Annotated in this window: 15 protein-coding genes; 7 read left to right on the forward strand and 8 right to left on the reverse strand. The window is 71.5% G+C overall.

All coding sequences use genetic code 11. From position 1 onward, the window contains the following. Positions 1 to 16: 16 nt before the first annotated feature. The 6 genes from OHA25_RS28950 to OHA25_RS28975 form a co-directional block, all read right to left on the reverse strand. Positions 17 to 1,285: an MFS transporter gene (locus OHA25_RS28950; protein ID WP_327590593.1), complete on the reverse strand. Its 1,269-nt coding sequence runs from the start codon at positions 1,283 to 1,285 to the stop codon at positions 17 to 19. A gap of 86 nt (positions 1,286 to 1,371) precedes the next feature. Next, positions 1,372 to 2,187 (reverse strand): MOSC domain-containing protein, encoded by an 816-nt coding sequence (locus OHA25_RS28955; protein ID WP_327590594.1) that lies wholly within the window; start codon positions 2,185 to 2,187, stop codon positions 1,372 to 1,374. A gap of 79 nt (positions 2,188 to 2,266) precedes the next feature. Beyond that, positions 2,267 to 4,297 (reverse strand): serine/threonine protein kinase, encoded by a 2,031-nt coding sequence (locus OHA25_RS28960; protein ID WP_327590595.1) that lies wholly within the window; start codon positions 4,295 to 4,297, stop codon positions 2,267 to 2,269. A gap of 240 nt (positions 4,298 to 4,537) precedes the next feature. Further along, positions 4,538 to 5,929 (reverse strand): DUF1116 domain-containing protein, encoded by a 1,392-nt coding sequence (locus OHA25_RS28965; RefSeq protein ID WP_327590596.1) that lies wholly within the window; start codon positions 5,927 to 5,929, stop codon positions 4,538 to 4,540. Further along, a complete protein-coding gene (locus OHA25_RS28970) occupies positions 5,926 to 7,260 on the reverse strand; it encodes an FdrA family protein (RefSeq protein WP_327590597.1) in 1,335 nt (444 codons plus the stop codon). The genes OHA25_RS28965 and OHA25_RS28970 overlap by 4 nt, the downstream gene beginning before the upstream one ends. Before the next feature lie 11 nt (positions 7,261 to 7,271). Further along, on the reverse strand, positions 7,272 to 8,132 hold the full coding sequence (locus tag OHA25_RS28975; protein ID WP_327590598.1) for a DUF2877 domain-containing protein: 861 nt from the start codon (positions 8,130 to 8,132) through the stop codon (positions 7,272 to 7,274). A 130-nt stretch (positions 8,133 to 8,262) separates the two neighbouring features. Here OHA25_RS28975 and OHA25_RS28980 point away from each other — a divergent pair, with 130 nt between their 5' ends. The 7 genes from OHA25_RS28980 to OHA25_RS29010 all read left to right on the forward strand — a co-directional run bounded on the left by OHA25_RS28980 (position 8,263) and on the right by OHA25_RS29010 (position 16,372). Continuing rightward, the gene (locus OHA25_RS28980) at positions 8,263 to 9,870 is read left to right on the forward strand and encodes a PucR family transcriptional regulator (RefSeq protein WP_327590599.1); all 1,608 of its coding nucleotides are present in this window, start codon (positions 8,263 to 8,265) and stop codon (positions 9,868 to 9,870) included. Positions 9,871 to 9,881: 11 nt separating this feature from the next. After that, positions 9,882 to 10,091 carry an RNA-binding S4 domain-containing protein gene (locus OHA25_RS28985; protein WP_305922724.1) on the forward strand — a complete coding sequence of 70 codons (210 nt, stop codon included), beginning with the start codon at positions 9,882 to 9,884 and terminating at the stop codon, positions 10,089 to 10,091. 144 nt (positions 10,092 to 10,235) lie between these two features. Continuing rightward, positions 10,236 to 11,648: a uracil-xanthine permease family protein gene (locus OHA25_RS28990; RefSeq protein ID WP_327590600.1), complete on the forward strand. Its 1,413-nt coding sequence runs from the start codon at positions 10,236 to 10,238 to the stop codon at positions 11,646 to 11,648. Beyond that, on the forward strand, positions 11,645 to 12,511 hold the full coding sequence (locus OHA25_RS28995) for an FAD binding domain-containing protein (RefSeq protein WP_327590601.1): 867 nt from the start codon (positions 11,645 to 11,647) through the stop codon (positions 12,509 to 12,511). Before OHA25_RS28990 ends, OHA25_RS28995 begins: the two co-directional genes overlap by 4 nt. Beyond that, positions 12,501 to 12,977 (forward strand): (2Fe-2S)-binding protein, encoded by a 477-nt coding sequence (locus tag OHA25_RS29000; protein WP_327590602.1) that lies wholly within the window; start codon positions 12,501 to 12,503, stop codon positions 12,975 to 12,977. The genes OHA25_RS28995 and OHA25_RS29000 overlap by 11 nt, the downstream gene beginning before the upstream one ends. Then, positions 12,974 to 15,334 (forward strand): aerobic carbon-monoxide dehydrogenase large subunit, encoded by a 2,361-nt coding sequence (gene cutA / locus OHA25_RS29005; protein WP_327590603.1) that lies wholly within the window; start codon positions 12,974 to 12,976, stop codon positions 15,332 to 15,334. Before OHA25_RS29000 ends, cutA begins: the two co-directional genes overlap by 4 nt. 21 nt (positions 15,335 to 15,355) lie before the next feature. Further along, entirely contained in the window at positions 15,356 to 16,372 is a 1,017-nt protein-coding gene (locus tag OHA25_RS29010) for a leucine-rich repeat domain-containing protein (RefSeq protein ID WP_327590604.1), read from the forward strand. Between the two features lie 15 nt (positions 16,373 to 16,387). On the opposite strand, the gene OHA25_RS29015 is transcribed toward OHA25_RS29010, so the two are convergent. Together OHA25_RS29015 and OHA25_RS29020 are read right to left on the reverse strand one after the other, a co-directional pair. Further along, the gene (locus tag OHA25_RS29015; protein WP_327590605.1) at positions 16,388 to 16,852 is read right to left on the reverse strand and encodes a dihydrofolate reductase family protein; all 465 of its coding nucleotides are present in this window, start codon (positions 16,850 to 16,852) and stop codon (positions 16,388 to 16,390) included. A gap of 228 nt (positions 16,853 to 17,080) precedes the next feature. Next, entirely contained in the window at positions 17,081 to 17,782 is a 702-nt protein-coding gene (locus tag OHA25_RS29020; protein WP_327590606.1) for a class I SAM-dependent methyltransferase, read from the reverse strand. Positions 17,783 to 17,785: the final 3 nt, after the last annotated feature.

Genomic DNA, 17,785 nt, shown 5'->3' on the forward strand with positions numbered 1-17,785 from the left:
GTCCGGCGGCGGTGGGTCAGGGCCGGGTGCGGTAGTAGGTGGTGGCCAGCCAGAGGCCCGCGGCCGTGACCATGACGCCGACGCCCAGGCCGAGGGCGCTGTAGGACAGGACGCCGACGATGACGCCCGCCACGATCGTGCCCGTGGCGCCGCAGACGTTCATCAGCAGGTCGGACAGCCCTTGGACGGCGGGCCGGCGGTCGATCGGGACCGACTCCGTGACCAGGGCGGAGCCGGCCACCAGCCCGCACGACCAGCCCAGACCGAGCAGCACCAGCGCGGCCGTCACCTGCCACACCCGGTGCCCCGCCGTGGCGGCCAGGACGGCGGAGGCGAGCAGCAGGGCCATGCCGAGCACCAGCACCGGCACCTTGCCCGCCTTGTCGGCCAGCCAGCCCACGAGCGGGGACAGCACGTACATGCCGGCGATGTGCAGGCTGATCACGAGCCCGATGACCTCCAGGTTCGAGCCGTCGTGGTGCAGCTTGACCGGGGTCATCGACATGACGGACACCATCGCCGTGTGGCTGACCGCGATCATGACCAGCGCCCGGCGGGCCATCGGCGTGGTGCGGAGGGTCTGCCAGGCGGTCCTGACCGTGCGGTGGCGTCCTGAGCCGGGGTCCCCGGCGCCGTTCAGCCGCCGGGCCAGGATGAGCGGGTCGGGCCGCAGGAAGCCGATGATCACGACCAGCGCCAGGGCGAACGCCAGCGCCGCGAACGCGAACGGTCCCGCCGTCTCCACCAGCCCCAGCCGCATGCCGATCTGGTCGGCGGGCTTGGCCAGGTTCGGGCCGGCGACGGAGCCGATCGTGGAGGCCCAGACGACCAGCGACAGGTGCCTGGCCGAGCGGCCCTTCGGCGACAGGTCCGTCGCCGCGTATCGCGCCGCCAGACCTCCCGCGGTGCCGCCGCCCACCAGCACCAGCCCCACCAGCAGCAGTGGCCAGGTGCGCAGGTTGATCGCGACCACCGAGATCGCGCAACCCGTCAGCGCCGCCATGTACGCCAGCGCCAAGCCCGCACGCCGCCCGCCCCTGCCGGAGGCCTTGGCCGTCGGCAGGGCCAGCAGCGCCGCGCCGAGCACGGTGGCCGTCCCGGCGAAGCCGCTGATGACCGTGGACCCCGACAGGTCGTCGACCACGACGGAGCTGAGCGCCAGCCCGACGGCGACCCCCACGCCGCCCATGATCTGCGCGACGGACAACACGCCCAAGGTGCGGCGCTGGACGATGTGGATCCGGTCAGATGGGGAGACAGCGGGCTTTGTGGGGGTGCTGGTCACCTGTGAAGTCTCGCATAGCCTCCAACATCACCCCAAAGGGGACAGGCATCCGATTTATCCAGAAAAATCCCTTTTATTGTGTTATTTCAGAGAATGGTGACGGAATCTCCGGTCATGATCCGTCCGGGTCCGTCCGGGATCAGGTTGATCCCGAACCAGACCTTGCCGTCCCACCTGCGGTGTCTGGACAGCGTGCGGATGGGTTCCTTGCCCTTGGTGTACGTGGCCGTGTCGATCGTGGTGAGCACGCACCGGTCGCAGCCCTTGCTCACCCGGAAGTCGACCGCCCCGATGCGCACCCGCTTCCACTCGTCCTCCGCGAAGGGCGTGCCGACGCCGTCGATCACCACGTTCGGGCGGAACCGGTGCATCGGCAGCGGCTCGGGCGCCTGCTCGCCGCGCTCCAGCGCACCCTCGACGATCCAGTCGTTGAGCCGGGCGAGCGAGGCGGTGGAGGTCAGCAGCAGCGGGTATCCGTCGGCCAGGCTGACGCGGTCCTCCGGGCGGCCGTAGTCGGGGTTGACCGGGCGGCGGGTCGGGTCGTCGAGCCACTTCAACCTGACCGGCCGGCCCGCCAGCTCCGACAACCAGCGTGCCGCGTCGTCACCGCAGTCGGTGAGCTCCACCGGTGTGCGCCCCATGAGCACCGTGGACATCGTGTCGTCCGGGGTGACCCGCAGCGGAGCGGCGTGGGGGCCGGTCAGCGTGAGCGTGCCGTCATCGACCCTGGCCACACAGGCCAGCAGGCGCGGCTGCTCGCGCGCGGTCAGGACCTCGCCGCGCTCGTCGGTGATCAGGTAGCGCCGGTCGTCCGCCAGCCCCCAGGGCTGCACCTCGGCCTCGTGGATCTCGTGTCCGGCAGTGGACTTGACGGGGTAAAAGTGGATGCTCGCCAGCCTCATACGGCCGACCGTACCTCACCGGCGCAGCCGGCTCCGAGGCGGCCGCGCGATGCGGGCGGGGGGCTTGCCCCCCGCAGGGCTATGTCGTCTTCCTGAAGGTGTCCAGGAACGCCTGCCGCGTGCCGGCCTGGTCGTCCCACTTGAGCTCGGGCAGGTCGAACGTGATCTTGAACGCGGTGGTGTCGTCGATCGTGACGTACCTGGTCAGCGCGTGCATCGGGACGCCGTTGGCGGTGGTGTAGGTGTACTCCCAGTCGGCCGCCTTCCAGCCGCGGTAGTCCACCGCCTGCAACTGCACCTGGATGTAGCTCTCCAGGCCGCCGTCGGCCTCCAGCCTGCCGAGCTCGGACAGCCCGCCGTCGGCCTGCGGGGTCGCCTCCTCCACGAGGAAGCGGATGCCCGAGTCCTTCGGCCCGGTGAACGTCGCCTCGCCGCCCGACGTGGTCAGCTTCCAGGCCTCGGGCACGGCGACGGAGAAGCCGGCCGGCGTGTGCTCCTTGTAGCCCTCGGGCACGGCCGACGGGTCGGCCTGCAGCGTCGTGGCGGAGGCGGCGGGCGTGTTCGTGGTGGTGGCCGCGGGCGTGCTTCCGCCTGACAGGATGACCATCACGGCGCCGATGACGACGGCCACCGCCACCAGCGAGCCGATGATCGTGAGCGGCGTGGGCCGCCCGTCGCGCATCCAGGGCCCGTCGTCCTCGTCCGTCCTGCGTCTGCTCTTGCCCGTGCGCGGCGAGGCGCCCGGCAGCGCGGCCAGGCGGCTGTTGCCGATGTCGTGCGACAGGTCACGCGACTGCTCGCGCAGGTCGTCGGGGGAGGCCAGCGGCCACGGGGTGGCGCCGGAGTTCGTGGACGAGCGGCTGTCGGTGGTCAGCGGCAGGATCGGCTGCGGGTGCGGTCCCGACGGGCCGTCCAGGTCGTCGTCGCGATTTCGTCCCGCCATCCGGTGCGGGCCGGTGGAGAACGCCGGTGGCACCTGCTGTCCCGGGCCGGTGGAGAACGCCGGTGGCGCCTGCTGTCCCGGGCCGGTGGAGAACGCCGGCGGCGCCTGCTGTCCCGGGCCGGTCGAGAACGCCTGGGGTCCCGTGCCGAAGGCCCCCGGCAGCTGGTCGGTCCGGTGGCTGCCCGACGGCGTGGAGAGCCCGTCGTACGGCATCGAGTGGCCGCCCGACGGGCTGCTCGCCGGGTCGTACGGCACGCGCACCGGCCCTGAGGGCGTCTCCACGATCCGCGACGGCATCGGTCCCGACGGCGTGTCGAACGGCGGAAGCAGCGCGGCGGGCGTCGGGTCGACCGGGCTGGGCAGCGTCTCCGGCTTGCGCGGACGGGCGGAGCCGTGGGCCCGCAGCACCGCTTCCAGCATCTCCATGACCTGTGCGGCCGTCAGCCGCTCCGCGGGGTTCTTGCGGAGCAGGCCCTCGATCACCGGCATCAGCGAGCCCGCCCGCTGCGGCATGATCGGGTCCTGGGTGAGCACCTGGCCGAGCACCGCCACCGGGTCGGGCCCCTCGTACGGCGGCCGCCCCTCGACGGCCGCGTACAACGTCGCCCCGAACGACCACAGGTCGGCCGCCTGGGTGATCGGCTGCGCGGACAACCGCTCCGGCGGGATGTACGCCGGGGACCCCATGAGCAGCCCGGTCTGCGTGATGTTCACATCGCCCTCGATGGCGGCGATGCCGAAGTCGGTCAGCACGACCCGGTCCTGGGTCAGCAGCACGTTGCCCGGCTTGATGTCGCGGTGCAGGATCCCGGCGGCGTGCGCGTGCGTGAGCGCATCCAGCACGCGGATGCCGATCTCGGCGGCCTGGATCACGGGGAGCGGGCCGCTCTGGCGTACCGCCTGCTCCAGCGACCACGCCCGGACCAGCTCCATGACGATCCAGGGGCGGCCGTCCTCCTCGACGACGTCGTGCACGGTCACAATGCCCGGGTGCGTCAGACGCCCGGCCGACCTGGCCTCGCGCAGCATGCGCCGGTGCGCCACCTGCTTGCCCGCGTGGTCGAGCCCGTACGGGAGGATCAGCTCCTTGACCGCCACGTCCCTGTCGAGCAGCACGTCATGGGCGTGCCACACCATGCCCATGCCGCCCCTGCCGACCGGCGACATGAGACGGTAACGTCTGCCGATCAGGCGGCCCTGGCTCTGTGGGGCGCCGCTCGGGGCACTTCCCTCTCCTCCGGGACCGCTCAGCAAGCGGTCGGCTGCCATCTTCCCGCCCCCATCTCGCCTCATCCGTCACGTGCGTCTTCACGCTACTTGCAGATTATTGAGGTTGGACACGATATCGGCGGGGAATCCGTAATGGAAGCTGATGCCCCTTTACTGCGCTGATGACGTGCAGATATATCACTCATCAAATGGATCACTTACTGCGCCGGCCAGGGCCTGCAATGCGCTCGTGAAAGCCTCGGGGGGCGGCTTGACCAGGCCCGCTCCCACTTGGCCCGTTCCCGCGACCCGGCCCGCGATGCCGGTGTTGACCACCGGCAGCAGGCCCGTCCTGGCCACGAGCGTGACGTCGATGCCGACCGGCGTGCCGCGGAAGCCGAGGCCCGGGATCTGGTAGGCGGGGTGCTCGGCGAGCGTGATCTCGTACATGGAGCGGGTGGCCCGCACCGCGTCGGCCACCTCGCCGCCCACGAACCGCACGATGGCCGGGGAGGCCGCCATCGCGAACCCGCCCAGCCCCGACGTCTCGGTGATCGTGGAGTCGCCGATGTCGGGGTTGGCGTCGCCGGGGCCGTACGAGCCCAGGTAGAGCCCGTCGGGCACCCCGGCGGGACCGGTGAACCAGCGCCCGCCGAGCCCCGACACCTGGACGCCGAAGTCGGTGCCGTTCCTGGCCATGGCGACGACCATGGTCGAGCCGGGGATGTCGCGAGCCGCGTCCGTGCTGACCTTGGCCGCGGCCATGCCGGCGTTCAGGAAGAAGTGGTCGTTGCCGTTGATGAAGCGCAGCACCTCCGCGGCGTGCGCGGGGGCCGCCTCGACCACGGCCGGGGCCAGCTCGCGCAGCAGCAGCGAAGTGGCGGCCCGGTTGCGGTTGTGCAGCTCGTCGCCCATCTGCAGGGCCTGCGCGATCAGCGAGCGCAGGTCGATCGGGCCGGTCCGCTCCAGCGTCGCGGCCAGCGCGGGGCCGAGCACGGTGTCCATCCAGCGCAGCCGGTCGAGGACCTCGGGTCCGTACGCGCCGTACCTGAGGACCTTGCCCAGGCCCTCGTTCAGCGAGCAGTAGGCGGTGCCGCCGTGCTCCTCGTCGCGTACCTCGAACACCCACATCGACGGGCTCACCACACCCGCCATGGGCCCCACGGCGCCGTGCTCGTGGCACGGCCGCAGCGTGATCTCGCCGGCCGCCAGCTTGGCGGCCGCGTCGTGCTCGTCGCCCGCCAGGCCCTCCAGCAACATCGCGCCGATCAGCGCGCCGCGCATCGGCCCCGAGGCCCGCTCCCACGTGATCGGCGGCCCGGCGTGCAGGAAGGTGCCCTCGGCCAGCACCTCCGACGCCCGCCGCACCCCCGCCAGGTACGGCCGCGCGGAGGTGAGCCGGCTCGCGGCCAGCTCGTTGGCGGCCTGCCTGCGCGGGTCGGCCAGCACCGTGACCAGCGCCCCCGCGGTGCCGGGCAGGGGCGGGCGCCAGTCCACCGGGGTCGTCGGCACGGCCTGCGCGGCCAGCGCCTCGTCGAGCAGCCCCGCGCCGACCGTGATCACGTTGGACGGGGCGGACAGTGGGCTCATATGAGACTCCTGGAGTGCCGGGCCGCCTGGGCGTTGGACAGGAACACGGCCGCGCCCGCCGCCCGCAGCGCGGCGGCCTGGCGGTGCAGGTCCTGCGGGTCGCCCAGGGTGCCGACGAGGGCCACCACGACGGTGGCGGGAGTATGGGCGATGGCGGGCACGAGAGACGCCGCCGGGTCGGGGTCGGCGCCGTGACCCAGCACGACGTCCATGAGCACCACGTCGGTCTCCCTGGCCCGGGACAGCGCCTCCACGCGCAGGGTCGGATCGATCATCGGGTGCGCCCGTCCCCTGGTGTAGGCGTCGTCGCCGTAGTCGACGAAGTCGCCCTGCCCGGCGAGCGCCGCGGCCTCCATGCTCAGCGTGCCGCCGGCGTAGACGCCCTTGAGCGTCTTGCCCGAGGTCTCTCGCAGGGCGCCCGGCCAGGACGGCCACTCGGGCACGGGTCTCCCGAGGGTGCGCAGCGTCTGCTCCGCCGCCTCCGTGAGATCCGCGGGCAGCAACGCGGACACCACCGGCGTACGCAGCCCTGCCACGGCCTCCTCCACGCGGCGCGCCACCTCGTGGGCGGGCGGCTTGGAGATCAGCACGATCAGCTCGGTCGCCGGGTCCTCATCGAGCATGCGCAGCGCACGCAGCGTCGACAGGCCGCCGACCGCGGCCGACAGGTCCCTGCCGCCCACCCCCAGGATGTGGCTGATGCCCGCGCCAGCCCAGTCCAGGAGCGAGGTGACCTGCTGGGCGCCGGTGCCCGAGGCGGCCACCACGCCGACGGGGCCAGGGGCGAGGACGTTCGCGAAGCCGAGGCCGACGCCGCCGATCGAGGCGGTGCCGCAGTCCGGGCCCATCACCAGGACGTCCCGCTGCTCCGCCAGCTCCTTCAGCCGCCGCTCCTGCGCGACGGGCACGCCGTCGCTGAAGATCATGACGGGCAGGCCGGCCAGGACGGCGTCGTACGCCTCGCAGAACGCGTGCTCGCCCGGCACCGAGACCAGGACCAGATCGGCCGGGCCCCTGGCGGCAGCCGAGCCGGTGGTCAGCGGCGGCTGCTCGGTCGCGGTCCCAGGACGCTGGAGCGTGGTCAGCTGCCGGTCGGCCTCGGCGACGGCCGCCCGGGTGTCGTGCGCCCTGACGGCGATCAGCAGGTCGCCGGGACCGGCCTCGGGGACGGTGAAGCCGAGGTCCCTGATGACGGCGACGTTGAGGTCCGTCGCCATGGCGACCATGGCCGCCTCGACGCCCGGCGTGTCCGCCAGCGCCCGGCTGACCCGCATGAGCTGGACCGAGTCGTAGTACGCCCCCTTACGGACCAGCACCACCTCTGCGCTCACCCCTTCTGGGCTCACCGCTGCCCGCCAAGGGCCAGGACGGCGTGCACGCCGATGGCGACGCCCTGGGCGAGGTCGGCGCCGGAGGTATGGCCTAGACGGCGCAGGCGGTTCAGCGCCGGTTCGAGCGCCTGGCCGCCGGTGACGCCGCGCAGCACCGCGAGCACCTCAGGGCTGGCCTCGCCCCTGGCCGCGCAGTGCAGGAGCGTGGCCGACAGGGGAGTGGTGCGGGTGCGCGCGTCGAACGTGACGGTCGCCCCCAGCCAGTCCGCCAGCCACACCGCGCGCTCCGCCCCCGTGGCCCTGCCCACGTGCCGCAACGTCACCAGCAGTCCCGCCAGCACGTCGTCACCGCTCGGCGTGAGCCCCGGCCCGAGCCCGATGAGCTGCTCGGCCGCCGTGACGACCCCCAGCAGCCACCCTTGCGCGCAGGCGGCGGCCAGCGAGGCGACCGCGCCGTTGCCGTGCAGGCCGGGCCGCGGCTCGGCGGGTCGCGCCAGGATCGCGGCGGCGCCGGCCAGGCAATCGCGATCAGCCGGCCCCAGCGACGGGGCCGGATCCCACCAGCGGCGCACGCGCAAACTCAGGTGCCCCACGTCGATCGTGCGGTCGCCCACCGACGCCTCGTCACCCACCGTGACATGAGGCAGTGGCCCCGCGAGCAGCGCCGAGTTCGGCAGCCTGGTGGCCTCGCCGGTGATGACGGCGATCACCGAAGGCTCCAGATCGGTCCTGACCTCCAGATACACCCCCGCGGGGAAGGCGGCGAGCACGCGGGCGGGGCGGCGCGGCGACTCCAGGAGCGGGCGTACCGCCGTGCTGGCCGCGCCCGTGACCTGGATGCGGGTACGCCGCGCGTGAGTGCTGACCGTCACCGGACCTCCCAACCGACCTTGGACCTGACCGTAGAACGGGCAGGGAACCCTCCGTACGGAGAAATTTGCCAACAGTCAGCGGGAAGGTTGGCTCTTCCTGACAGACCGCTTCCCGGGTCACAATCTCCCCATGGAGCCCCCCGTCCGTCTCGCCAGCACCGGAACGATCATTCATGGCGTGTCCGTGGAGGAGGTGCTGGGGGTGTCGACCCTCGCGGAGGCCAGGCTCATCGCCGGGGAGAGCGGGCTCGGGCGCATCGTCCAGCGGCTCAACGTCATGGAGGTCCCCGACATCCTGGCCTGGGTCAAACCCCACGAACTGCTGCTCACCACCGGATATCCGCTACGTAACACGCCGCAGTCGCTCGGCCGGCTCGTGGCCGACCTGGACGAGCGCGGCCTGGCCGCACTGGCGATCAAGCTCGGCCGCTATGTCGACGAGCTGCCCGACGAGATGGTCGAGCAGGCCGACCGGCTCGGTTTCCCGCTCATCCTGCTGCCGAACGGCGTCGGCTTCGACGACATCCTCAACCAGGTGCTGACCGACATACTCAACCGCCAGGCCGCCATGCTGGCCCGCGTCGAGGAGGCGCACCGGGCCATGGTGCAGGTGGTGCTGGCGGGCGGCGGGCTGGGCGAGGTCACCGCCGAGGTGGCGCAGCTGCTCGACGTGTCGGTCGCGGCCGTGGACGGCGCCGGCCAGGTGCTGGCCACCGCCGGTCCGGCCGACCACGTCGCGGTGCTGCGCGAGTCGATCTCCCGCGAGGGCCCGCCGACGTCCCCGGCGCGGACGTCGGGGCGCGGGCGGGCGTTCGCCTCGGTGCCGGTGCTGGCCGGCGGGCACCATCACGGCAGGATCGTCGCCTACAGCCCGTCGGCGGCGATCAGGGACGGCGACGTCGGCATCCTGGAGCGCGCGGCCACCGTCGCCGCGCTCGTCGTCACCCGGCAGGAGGCGGTCAACGCCGTCGAGAGCAAATACCGCGCCGACTTCCTGCGCGACGTGCTCACCGGCCGGGCCGGCGGCATCGAGCGGATCACGGCGCGGGCCAGGGCGTTCGGATGGGATCTGGCGCGGCCGGTGACCGTGCTCGTGGCCGAGCTCGACCCCGACGGCGACGAGCGAAGCGCGCAGGACCGGCTGGTGTCGTGCTGGACGGCGGCCATGAGGCGGCACGACCCGCGGGGGGCGGTGGCCGGGTTCTCGCACGAAGTGGTGGCCGTGGTCGACGCCTCGATCGACGCCACCCGGGTGGCCAAGGACGCGGCCTCGGCGTTCGCCGACGTGCCGCCCGCGACGTTCTCGACCGGCACCTCCCGGCCCAGCCCTGGCGCGGAGACGTTGCCGGAGGCGTACTCGCAGGCGCTGAAGGCGGCCAGGGTGGGCCGTCAGCTGCACGGTCCCGGCGCGGTCGCGCACTTCGACCAGCTGGGCGTCTACCGGCTGCTGTCGCTGGTCAACGACACCGACGAGCTGCACGCGTTCGTCCGCGAGACGCTCGGGCCCCTGGCCTCCGACGACGACGCCGAGAACGCCGACCTGCGGCGCACCCTGCAGGTGCTGCTGGAGACGAACCTCAACGTGGCCGAGACGGCCAGGCGCCTGCACTTCCACTACAACACGCTGCGCTACCGGATCGGCAAGCTGGAGCGGCTGCTCGGCAACTTCACCGACGACCCGCACCTGCGGCTCAACCTGACCCTGGCCCTGCACGTGCTGCGGATGCGGGGCATCTAGGCTTGAGTCTCGTGGACCTGGACTTCGAACTGCAATCCGACTACATCCCGCTGTGCGACCTGCTGAAGTACTGCGGGATCACCGAGACCGGCGGCCTGGCCAAGCAGCTGATCGCCGAGGGCATGGTGCTCGTGGACGGAGAGGTTGAACTCCGCAAAACCGCCAAAATCAGGGCAGGTCAGGTCGTGAGTGGGGACGGATTCTCGATTCACGTCGCGTAGTTCTGGCATGTGCGCGAGGGTTTCACTGGTAGTCGGCGCAGATTTGGCAGATCATGCCCGTGTAGGAGCGTCCGGGCGGGCCTAATGTGCCCGCAACGGAACGTGGCGCCGGCTCAGCGGAAACCAGCACAAAGGGGCCCTCTCATGGTGTGGGGTTGGACCAGACACGGTGACGGCAAACACCTGACGCCTGGAGAGGTGGTCAGACCCGACGAGCGCTTGAGCTGGCCCAGAATGGTGGGCTTCGGCGCGCAGCACGTGATCGCGATGTTCGGCGCGACGTTCGTCTTCCCGATCGTCATGGGGCTGGACCCCAACGTCGCCGTGATGATGTCGGGCGTCGCGACGATCCTGTTCCTGCTGATCGTGAAGGGGAAGGTGCCCAGCTACCTGGGCACCAGCGCGTCCTTCGTCGGCGGCGTGTTCGCCATCAGGGCGGCCGCGGGCGGCGACACCGCGGGCGCGGACGCGATCGTGACCGGCGCGATCCTGATCGCCGGGCTCGTGCTGGCGCTGGCAGGGCTCGCCATCCACTTCCTCGGCGTGGAGATCATCCACAAGGTCTTCCCGCCTGTGGTCACCGGCGCGGTGGTGATGCTGATCGGGTTCGGGCTGGCGTTCGTGGTGGCGGACGTCTACTGGCCGCAGGACCACTGGATCGCGCTCATCACCATGGTGATCACGTTCCTGGTGATCGTGTTGTTCAAGGGGTTCATCGGGCGGATCGGCGTGCTGATCGGGCTGGTCACCGGGTTCCTGCTGTCGTGGCTGCTCGACCGGGCGGCCGGGCCGATCACCTCCGTGCTGCCCGGCCAGAACCTGCGGGACGCGGCCGGCAACCCCTGCCCGGTCGAGGGCACGTACTGTGTGGCCACGGCTTTCCCGCACGACCGGGTGAACTTCGACCAGGTGGCCCAGGCCGAGTGGTTCGGGCTGCCGAGCTTCCACGGCCCCGACTTCCGGTTCTCGGCCGTGCTGCTGGTTCTGCCCGCCGTCATTGCGCTCATCGCGGAGAACATCGGGCACGTCAAGGCCGTGGGCGAGATGACGGGCGCGGACGTGGACCCCTACGTCGGGCGCGCGGTGGTGGCCGACGGCATGGCCACGGTGGTGACCAGCGCGGTCGGCGGCTCGCCGACGACGACGTACGCCGAGAACATCGGCGTCATGGCCGCCACCAGGGTCTACTCGACGGCCGCCTACTACATCGCCGGCGTCATCGCGATCTTCTTCGGGCTGGTCCCCAAGTTCGGCGCGCTGGTCGCGGCCACGCCGGGCGGCGTGCTCGGCGGCGTCACCGTCATCCTGTACGGGATGATCGGGCTGCTCGGCGCGAAGATCTGGATCGAGAACCGGGTGGACTTCGCCGACCCGGTCAACATGGTCCCCACCGGCGCGGGCATCATCCTGGCCATCGGGCCTGTCAGCCACTTCATCGCCGGGGAGTTCATCCTGGAGGGCATCGCCCTCGGCACCATCGTGGTGCTGGGCGGCTACCACCTGCTGCGGGCCATCGCCGGGCCGTCGCTCAAGCCGGCCAGGAACGAGGCCGGGTGAAGCCGCCGCCGTTCGAGTACCACGCCCCGCGCGACCTCGGTGCGGCGTTGCGGACCCTCGCCGAGGTCCGGGGCAAGGTGCTGGCCGGAGGGCAGAGCCTGATCCCGATGCTCAACATGCGGCTGACCGCGCCCGAGCATCTCGTCGACATCAACCAGGTGGCGTCGCTGGGCGGCATCGAGCGCACGGAGGCGGGTGTGCGGATCGGCGCGCTGGCCCGGCACTCCGAGGTGGAGCGGGCCGGGGCGCATCCGCTGCTCACGCGGGCGCTGAAACTGGTCGCCCATCCGGTGATCCGGAACCGGGGGACCGTGGTCGGGAGCCTGGTGCACGCCGACCCGGCCGCGGAGTTGCCCGCCGTACTGGCGGTGCTGGGCGGCTCCGTACGGGTGGCCCGCTGGGAGGGAGACACGCGGGCCGAGCGGGACGTGCCCGCCGAGGACTTCTTCGTCGGTCCCATGGAGTCGGCCGTCCAGCCCGGCGAGCTGGCCGTATCGGCATATTTCCCGGCATTGGGCCCGCGGACCGGGGCCGCTTTCGAGGAGGTGACCCGCAGGCACGGCGACTACGCCCTCGCCGGGGTCTGCGCCGTCGTCACGCTGGACGAGGACGCGTTCGTCACGGCGGCCAAGGTCGCGTGCATCGGAGTCGGGCCGGTGCCGACGGTCGTGGACGTGACAGAGCTGAGCGGGCCGTCTCCCGTCCAGGGGATCGACTGGGTCGTGGCCCAGCTCGTGCATGACGCGATCGAGCCCGAGAGCGACATCCACGCATCGGCCGCCTACCGCAGGCATCTGGTGAGGGTGCTCGCCCAGCGGGCGCTGCGCAACGCGGCAAGGGAGGCGGAGACCCGTGGAGCATGAGATCACGCTCGTCGTGAACGGCGCCGCCAGGCGGGTGAGCGTCCCCGCCCGCCGCCTGCTGTCCGACTGCCTGCGCCACGACCTCGGCCTGACCGGCACCCACGTGGGCTGCGAGCACGGCGTCTGCGGCTGCTGCACCGTGCTGCTCGACGGGCAGCCGGTGCGCTCGTGCCTGACGTTCGCCGTCACCGTGGACAGCCGCGAGATCACCACCGTCGAGGGGCTCGCCGGACCGGACGGCCTCTCACCCGTGCAGCGGGCCTTCGCCGAGTGCCACGGCCTGCAGTGCGGCTTCTGCACGCCGGGGTTCCTCTGCACGGTGACCGCCCTGCTGGCGGAGAACCCGGCGCCGACGGAGGAGGAGGTGCTGGAGGGCGTCTCCGGCAACCTGTGCCGCTGCACCGGCTACCAGAACATCGTCAAGGCCGTTCACCGGGCCGCCGAGCTGCTGGCGGAGGAAGCATGACGACGAGGTTGTTCGGGGAGTCCGTAGCGCGCAGGGAGGACCCCAGGCTGCTCACCGGACAGGGCCGCTACCTCGACGACCTGGGGCGTGACGCGCTCGCCGCGGCGTTCGTGCGCTCGCCGCACGCGCACGCCCGCATCCGCGACATCGACGTCGGGCCCGCGCTGGACGTGCCGGGGCTCGTCGCCATCTACACCTGGGAGGACCTGCCCGAGCGGGTGGGCCGGGCGCTGCCCCTCCTCATCCCGCACCCGGCGCTCACCCACGGGCGCACCGCGTACCCGCTGGCCAGGGACGTCGTCCGGCACGTCGGCGAGCCGGTGGTGATGGTCGTGGCCGCCGACAGGTACGCCGCCGAGGACGCCTGCGCGCTCATCGAGGTCGACTACGAGCTCCTCAAGCCGGTCGTCGGCCTGGAGGAGGCCGTCCAGGGCGCCCAACTCGTGCACGAGGACGTGCCCGGCAACATCGGCGCCCACCTCGTCCAGGAGGTCGCCGCCGCCGACGGGCGCGGCGCACGGGAGGCCATTGAGACCGCGCCGCACACCCTGGCCTTCCGGCTCGACATCGAGCGCAGCGCCAGCATGCCGCTGGAAGGACGCGGCGTGTACGCCCGATGGGACGACGAGGACCTGCGCGTCTACTCCAGCACCCAGACTTCCACCAGCGTCCGCATGGCCGTCGCCGCCACGCTCGGCCTGCCGCTGCCGAAGGTCGAGGTGATCGCGCCCGACGTCGGCGGCGGGTTCGGCGTGAAGATCGTGCACCCGTGGCCGGAGGAGATCCTCGTGCCGTGGGCGGCCATGACGCTCGGCCGCGAGCTCAAATGGACCGAGGATCGCAGAGAGCACTTCATCTCCTCCGCGCACGAGCGCGGGCAGGTGCAGTACGTGCGCGCCGGGTTCGACGACGACGGCCGGGTGCTCGGACTGGACGTGACGATCCTGCACGACCACGGCGCCTACACCCCTTATGGGATCATCGTGCCGATCGTCACGTCGACCCAGCTGCTCGGCCCCTACAAGCTCGGGGCGTACCGGGTCGAGTTCAGCGCCGTCTACACCAACACCGTGCAGGTCACCCCCTACCGGGGCGCGGGCCGCCCGCAGGGCGTGTTCTGCATGGAGCGCACCATGGACAAGATCGCCCGGTATCTGGGCAAGGACCGGACCGAGGTGCGGGCGGTCAACTTCATCCAGCCCGAGGAGTTCCCGTACGACCAGCGGATGACGTTCCAGGACGGGCGGCCGCTGATCTACGACAGCGGGAACTATCCCGAGATGCTCCGCATGGTCAAGGAGCTGATCGGCTGGGACGACTTCGAGCCGGCGCCCGGCCGGGGCATCGGGATCGGCTGCTACGTCGAGGGGACCGGGGTCGGGCCGTACGAGGGCGGACACGTGCAGGTGACCTCCGATGGCCGCGTGCACGTGTCCACGGGACTCACCTCCCAAGGCCAGGGGCACGAGACGGTGTTCGCCCAGATCGCCGCCAGCGAGCTGGGCGTGCCCATCGAGCGGATCAGCGTGGTCACCGGCGACACGCGCCGGTTCGGTTACGCGGTCGGCACGTTCGCCTCGCGCGCGGCGGTCGTCAGCGGCAACGCCATCGCCCTGGCCTGCAGGAAAGTACGGGAGAAGGCGCTGCGCATCGCGGCCGACGCCCTCGAGGCCGACCCGTCGGACCTGCAGATCACCGACGGCGTGGTGCACGTGGCGGGCGCGCCCACCGCGTCCATCCCGCTGTCCACGGTCGCCGTGCTGGCCAACCCCCTGCGCTACGCCTTCGACGAGGAGGCCGCCAAGGCCACCCAGTTCTCCGGCACCGCCTCCCCGGACCGGCCGCCGGTGGCCGAGGGCGAGGAGCCGGGGCTGGAGGGGCGCGACTACTACTCGCCGATCAGGTCCACGTTCGCGGCCGGCATGCACGCGGCGGTCGTCGAGACCGACCCGGACACGGCCGAGATCAAGATCGTCCGGTATGCGGTCGTGCACGACTGCGGCCGGCTCATCAACCCGATGATCGTGGAAGGGCAGATCCACGGGGGAGTGGCGCAGGGCGTCGGCGGCGCCCTCTACGAGCGCATGGTGTACGACGCGCACGGGCAGCTCGTCAACGCCTCCTTCATGGACTTCCTCATGCCGTACGCCACCGAGGTCCCCCGCGTCGAGACCGCCCATCTGGAGACACCGTCGCCGCTCAACCCGCTCGGCATCAAGGGCGCCGGCGAGGCCGGGGTCATCCCGGTGTCCGCCGTCATCGCCTCGGCCCTCGAGGACGCCGAGGGCATCGAGATCGACCGCATGCCCATCTCCCCCTCTGAGCTCTTCGACCTGCGTACCGCCCACACCCGATAACCCCGTGCGATGATCGGCGGCATGCGTGCCCCCGCCGCCGGACTGACCGCCTTCCCCGCCGTCTCGGACGATGTACGGCTTATCGACCTCGCCTGGAACCAGATCACCGAGGTGCCCGCGTGGGTCGCAGGGCTGGCCGCGCTAGAGGAGCTGCGGCTCGACGGCAACCGCCTGCGCCGCCTGCCGGACCTCTCCCGGCTCACCGCCCTGCGCGCCCTGCACCTCGACGGCAACGAGCTGACGTCCTTCCCGGCCTGCCCGCCGCACCTGGAGACACTCTTCCTGTACGCCAACCGCATCGGCGCCCTGCCTGACCGGCTGCCCCCGGCGCTGCGCCACCTGGCGGCCGGCGGGAACGGCCTGACCGAGGTGCCCAGCTCCCTCTGGAAACTGGGCGCCCTGGAATCGCTCAACCTGGCCGAGAACGCGCTCACCGAGATCCCCGCAGCCATCGGCGGCCTGACCCGCCTCCGCATGCTCGACCTGGGCCACAACCGGCTCACCACGATCCCGCCCGAGCTCGGCGACCTGCCCCTCACCGACTACCTCTATCTCAGCGACAACCTGTTCACGCACGTGCCCGAGTCGATCGGACGGCTGGACCGGCTCGCCTACCTCAATCTGACCGACAACCGCATCACGCGCCTGCCGGACCCGATCGGGTCCATGGCCTCGCTGGTGGAGCTGCGGCTCTACAACAACCGCCTGGAGGAACTCCCCGGCACCATCGGCAGCCTGGCCCGGCTTCGAGAGCTGCACCTGCAGGGCAACGCCCTGACCCGGCTGCCCACCTCGATCCACCGGCTCGGCGAGCTGCGCGTGCTGGATCTCCGCAACAATCGCCTGCGCGAGCTGCCGGACGCGATGCCGCCCCAGCTCACCCACCTGGACCTGCGGAACAACCGGCTGCGCGAGCTGCCCGATTGCCTGGCCGACCTGCCCGCGCTGGAGAAGCTCGACCTGCGGTGGAACAAGCTCGACGGAGAGCCCGAGGTCGTGCGGAGGCTGACCGCGCGTGGCTGCGTGATCCTGCGCTGAACCGAGGCGGCCCTTCTATCGGATCACCCGATACGTCAGGTGGCTGACGAGGCGGGTGCCCGAGGGGGCGCCGAGGGGTTCGAGGGTGATGTCCCCGACGTTGTGGAGCAGCCGCTCGCCTTTGCCGAGGATCACGGGCGCGACGTGCAGGCGCAGCTCGTCGATGAGCCCTGCCGCCAGGTACTGGTTCACCGTCTCGGCGCCGCCGGCGATGGCCACGTCGCGCTCGCCCGCAACCTCACGTGCCTGGGCCATCGCCGCCTCGATCCCGTCGGTGACGAAGATGAACGTCGTGCCGCCCTTCATCGTCACCTGCTCGCGCGGGTGGTGAGTGAGGACGAAGACCGGCGCGTGGTACGGCGGCTCGTCGCCCCACCAGCCGTTCCAGTCCAGGTCCCAGGTGCCGCGGCCGGGGCTGAACATGTTGCGGCCCATGATGAAGGCACCGGCCGCGGTGATTCTTCTGCCCCCGACAGGCATGGCAGAACGTCGAGCACGACCACGTCGGCTGCGCCGCAGTCAACGGGATCCAGCAGATGAAGGACTCCTGCTCTGCGCTACGGGGACTCCAGGAGACGCTGACCTCGTCGGGAGCTTCTTCGACGATCCCAGCCTTGGCCACAATCCCACTGGCAATCCAATCAGGACCGCGCGGCGTCCCGAGGCCAGGACAGAGGCTGGGCCAGGTGGCTACGTGAGCTCAGCGCTCTAGCGGCGTGGCCGGTGAGCTCGCGCGATGAGGGAGACGCCCGGCAGCGATTTCACGGGCATATACCTCTCCGCCACGATCACGGCGGTGAGACCCAGGTTGACCAGGAATGGCATTTCCATGACGTCGGAACCCGACGTGTGTTTCCTCCTGCGAGCCACGACCGGCCTGAGCAGCACGTTCCAGCTCCAGACTCGATCGAGCGCCAAGTCCTGCTCCGTCAGCAGGGCGCACAGGCTCTCGCGGGAGTAGCGGCGGACGTGGCCCGACGCCACGTCGTGAGCCGACCAGAGCGCCATGTCGCAGGGAACCGTGATCAGCGCCGTTCCCCCCGGCTTGAGCACACGGGTGAGCTCTCTGGCGGCCGTTCCGTCGTCCTCGATGTGTTCCAGCACATCGAAGGCGAGTACGAGATCGAACGACTCGTCTGGCAGCGGCAGGTCACACGCGTCCGCATGGATCGCTGACAGGCCGCGCTCGCGGGCGAGGCCCACGGCGGTCTCGGAGTAGTCCGCGATCAGCGCGTCCCATCCGTGCCGCACGAGGACCCTGGTGTTGCCGCCTCCCGCCGCGCCGACGTCGAGGGCCCTGCCAGGCATGCCGAGGCGGCGCAGCTCGCGAGCCAGGATGGCGCGCCGCTCGCGATACCACCAGTGCCGGTCCTCCACCTCGACCGTGCGATAAATCTCCCTGGCTTCCATGGT

Origin of the sequence: Nonomuraea sp. NBC_00507 (assembly GCF_036013525.1) — a bacterium.
In the GTDB taxonomy this organism is placed as follows: Bacteria; Actinomycetota; Actinomycetes; order Streptosporangiales; family Streptosporangiaceae; genus Nonomuraea.

Bases quoted from the DNA above. Each gene is read 5' to 3' on its own strand.
- OHA25_RS28955 (WP_327590594.1), bottom strand. From the start codon at position 2,187: ATGAGGCTGGCGAGCATCCACTTTTACCCCGTCAAGTCCACTGCCGGA.
- OHA25_RS29010 (WP_327590604.1), top strand. From the start codon at position 15,356: ATGCGTGCCCCCGCCGCCGGACTGACCGCCTTCCCCGCCGTCTCGGAC.
- OHA25_RS29020 (WP_327590606.1), bottom strand. From the start codon at position 17,782: ATGGAAGCCAGGGAGATTTATCGCACGGTCGAGGTGGAGGACCGGCAC.
- OHA25_RS28965 (WP_327590596.1), bottom strand. From the start codon at position 5,929: ATGAGCCCACTGTCCGCCCCGTCCAACGTGATCACGGTCGGCGCGGGG.
- OHA25_RS28960 (WP_327590595.1), bottom strand. From the start codon at position 4,297: ATGTCGCCGGTCGGCAGGGGCGGCATGGGCATGGTGTGGCACGCCCAT.
- OHA25_RS28980 (WP_327590599.1), top strand. From the start codon at position 8,263: ATGGAGCCCCCCGTCCGTCTCGCCAGCACCGGAACGATCATTCATGGC.
- cutA (WP_327590603.1), top strand. From the start codon at position 12,974: ATGACGACGAGGTTGTTCGGGGAGTCCGTAGCGCGCAGGGAGGACCCC.
- OHA25_RS28990 (WP_327590600.1), top strand. From the start codon at position 10,236: ATGGTGTGGGGTTGGACCAGACACGGTGACGGCAAACACCTGACGCCT.
- OHA25_RS29015 (WP_327590605.1), bottom strand. From the start codon at position 16,852: ATGCCTGTCGGGGGCAGAAGAATCACCGCGGCCGGTGCCTTCATCATG.